Here is a 3,907-nt window from a genome sequence, read left to right as displayed (position 1 = left end):
CCCGGAATCGCGGTTGAAATGGGATCATAATAGGAGCCCGCTTTTTTCGCCTTCGGATCACCTTTGATTTTGGGGTCCCATGTATCGATGTGACAGGAACCGCCGCCCAGCCAGACCATGATACAATGTTCTGCTTTTCCGACGGGCATCGGCTGTTTCTTGGCTCCATGTTTTTCGGAAGCCAGCAGTTGCTGCCAGGGAGATCCCAGAGCCGATGCCGCCAGACCGGTAACAGAGGCCTGCCGTAAAAAATCGCGACGTGTTGAATGAAATTCGTGCATGATCTACTCTTATTATGATTTGTGAAACGTTGTAATAAGTAAGTTCATTTTCCGTTTTGATTATTTGCAGCACTAAGGTACAAAGATAAATTCCGGAGAATTCAGCAGCGTCCAGAGTGCATCTTCATATCGATTCCGCCAGTCCTCTTTCAATCGCTCGGTTGACGGGTCTCCCTCATTCACAGCCTGCTCAAGCTCGACCTTGATCTCGTTCGCCCGCGGACTCAGGTGGTTCGACCAGCCAACCAGATTCCGCGGTAACGGTTCGCGGCTGACAACCACTATATTCTCGTTGATGCGATCAGCATAACCGGGCTGGAGCAGCTCCACAAACATTTGCATTTCACTGTCGGACGGTTCGCGGGTAAGTGTTTTCATTACCGTCTGCCTGATCAATTCTTCTACAGTCTGATTCTGCAAGGCGAGCTTCGTAAAATCGCTGTCGTCGGAAAGCCGTGTGAAGCGTTTGCCGACTACGCCATTCACGAGAATCGCCGGCTGCAGCGCGGTCGATGTATATTCCCTGTCGGTCATCGGATTCTGCCGCGTATCGCGCCAGCCGAAGGTTTTCATCAACGTAATAAATGGCTGACCAAAGGGAAGTGCCAGACTGGGTCGATCCCGTTCATTGGAAGGGGAAGTGAATTCCCAGGCACGGCGCGGTGTTCCCAGATCGAGAGAGCTGTGATAATCGCGAGAGCCGTCGATGTCGATACACATCCGCCCGGCATCCAGCGGCTTACCGCAAATCGCAAACAGGGAATCCACAATCTGCTCGGCTTCCATGCGGCGTAAAACCGGTGAGGAAAAATTATAAGTCGCATCGACCAGCGATTCAATTTTGGTCATGTCTGTTACCACCTGTCGCTGATACAGGTCTGATTCAAAAATCAGACGTGACAGGTATTTCAGATCGTAACCGTGAATGACAAATTGTTGTGACAGGTATTTGAGCAATTCAGGATGGGAAGGTTCCTGTCCGTCCCAGTCGTCAACGGGTTCTACGAGACCGTGTCCGAGATAGCGCTTCCAGACGCGGTTCACAATCACATTTGCAAAACGCTCGTTCTGCGGCGAGGTGATAATGGCCGCCAGTTGTTCGCGGGTATCTTTGGAAGACCGCAGATAATTTTCCGGAAATTTGCCCGGCTTGACCAGATCTTCAAACGTCCATTTCGGGGGAACATTTTCGCCCGGTAACAGAGTGACCGAGATAAGCATCGAATTCGATTTGAAATCGAATCCCGGAACTGAACTGGTTTTGGGAACTCCCTGGGGAGTCCGTTTTAACATCGCTGCCAGACTGAAGAGATCGCGTTGTTTGAAATCATGAAAGGGTGCATCGTGACAGCGGGCACATTTCATGTTCAAGCCCAGAAAAGTCTGGCCGATAATGTGTGCTTTCGCCGCCATCGGGGCATCGTTCTGGGAAGCCATTTCGAAGCCGGCCGGACCACCAAAGTATTTACTGCCCTCCATCATCACCAGTTCGGTCAGGAAGCGATCAAAGGGTTTGTTGTCGTAAAACGATTCGTGAATCCACCAGCGGAAGGGTCCCGTGTTATTCAAAGTCGGATTGACGATGTTCGGGTTCTCGGCCAAGACGTCCTGCCAATAGCCGACCCAGTTATCCGCCCAGGCGGGATCGTTGATCAGTCGATTTATCGCATTCGCGCGGCGTGTTTCCGGCTTGTCGGCCAGATATTCCTGAATCAGTTGGGGTGAAGGAACCGTTCCCGTGGTATCGAGGGACAAGCGTCGCAGGAAGGCGAGATCATTCAGCAGCGGTGACTGAGCAACTTTCTCTGTTGCCAGTCGCTGATTGATGAAGTGATCGATGGCATTGTTGGCTCGCAGGCCTTTTGCAGCAGCGGGTACTTTGACCTGAGGCTGCTTGAGTGTTTCTGCTTTCGCGAGTTGATGTCGCCAGTTCCAGTACTGGTCCTCTTTCGCGGAAGCTTCCCGGCGATGCTGTGCGTTGACGGCAATCAGATCGTAGCGAAATTTACGATCGAAGGGGAGCCAGTCTGCATCGGTCAACATGACCACGTCAGCAGTCGTCGTCAGCAATTGGAAGTCTTTACCGGGATCGCCGATGAACACGGCAGTCTCACCAAAATCGGGTCGATGACTGAAACCGCCGACAATCATTTCAAAACGAACGCGATGCGGTTTACCGTCTCCCGTATATTCAATCACCTTTTCCTGGTCGCCGCGGTGCAATGGACGAACATGCGGAGCCAGACTGCGATCGACGTCGAACACATGGCCGTGTGCGCTACCGGAAATATTGTGGAATCCGGTTTCTGCGACCAGTTTTTCGTCAATAAAGAGCCGCGAGGCATTGCGGGCGCGAATCAAAATCCGCTTTTTTCCCTGGGGAATTGTGATCTGCGACATCGCCCGAATCAGAAACGGATCAGGACGATCGACCTTCACGCCCCGCTCGGAATAACGGTTGGGAATATCGATCAGTGCGAAATGAGGCTGCGTGAATGTTTCTGCATGACGAGGAGGACGGAAGCCCCATGACTTTCGATTGGGAATGCCTTCATAGACGTCAACCTGAACCCGGTCGGCGGGGATCGCCGTCCAGTCAATGCGGGGCTGAGGAGCCACATAATCAAAATGCGAGGCAATCTGTTTGGCCGACAAGGCGGTTCGGTACAAGGCAACTTCATCCAGCCGTCCGTGGAACGAACTGTTTGCAGAACCTCCCATCGAAGAGCCGAGCCAGAGTTCGTCATTATCTACGACCGGAGCCAATGTCGTATCGCCGCCCATGTCCCACTTGCCGGAAACAGCCTGGCCATCTACATACGCTCTCAGGCTTTTCTGTTTTCCGAATGTATATGCCACGGCAACGTGATGCCAATTGTGTGAACTGATGCCGGCACCGGTAGAAGTCCAGCGATGATAGTCCGCCTTAGCGTCTTTCTTTTCCGGTAAACCGCGAAACAGAAAACTGATTTCAGAACCGGTGACTCGGAAACCATAGTTCTGATTATCCCGCGCCTCTCCCTGTCGGCCGGTACGACCTTTACCAATGATGTAATAATGACGGCCCGATTCAACGGATTCCAGATTCACCCACGCTTCCAGCGTAATCGCATCGCCGGCGGTAAAATCAATGATACTTTTCTCGCCCGGATCAACAACGCGGAGGAAACCTGCTCCCGGTGTGAATTCCGCAGCCTGATTGTCCGGCTTGAACAGAGGAAAATCGGATGGCCTGGGACCTGCTGAGGTTGCGACATTTTTACCCTGCAACAGAGCCATCAGCGGCTTGGATGTTTTCTGATCTGCTTTGCCCTTGTTGTCGGCACGAACGCCGGGAAAACCCTCTTTTGATTGCTGGTCGAAAGTCCAATAGACCGTCGGTTTATCTGAGAGAATCAGTTCGCGGTAACTGGTATGGGGTTTCCTGGCTTCGATTTCCGCAGCAGCAGGGCTCGATAACAAAAGCAGGGCGAGCAGACAGACCAGGAAAGAGAAGGAACTCTTAATGAATGCCAGATATTTCATAGCAAGCAAATCCAGATTAACGGGTTCTCGGAAGAGAAATCACAGCAGGCGAGTTTTATAGAGGTAAGGTCAGCAAAGGGTCTCAACTCAATAAACAATAC

At 52.0% G+C, this 3,907-nt stretch carries 2 protein-coding genes; both read right to left on the bottom strand.

Going from position 1 to position 3,907, the window contains the following annotated elements; genetic code table 11:
• On the bottom strand, positions 1–281 hold a 281-nt coding region (locus Q0294_RS16920), incomplete at its 3' end, for a twin-arginine translocation signal domain-containing protein (protein ID WP_299467816.1).
• A gap of 72 nt (positions 282–353) precedes the next feature.
• On the bottom strand, positions 354–3,806 hold the full coding sequence (locus Q0294_RS16915) for a DUF1553 domain-containing protein (RefSeq protein WP_299467814.1): 3,453 nt from the start codon (positions 3,804–3,806) through the stop codon (positions 354–356).
• Positions 3,807–3,907: the final 101 nt, after the last annotated feature.

The sequence above is a fragment of the uncultured Gimesia sp. genome (genome assembly GCF_937919775.1).
Lineage (GTDB): Bacteria > Planctomycetota > Planctomycetia > Planctomycetales > Planctomycetaceae > Gimesia.
The sequence above is the reverse complement of the archived record's forward strand: the minus strand, read 5'-3'. Positions and strand labels throughout refer to the sequence as shown.

Excerpts from the sequence above, each read along its gene's own strand:
- Q0294_RS16915 (WP_299467814.1), bottom strand. The coding sequence starts at position 3,806 with ATGAAATATCTGGCATTCATTAAGAGTTCCTTCTCTTTCCTGGTCTGT.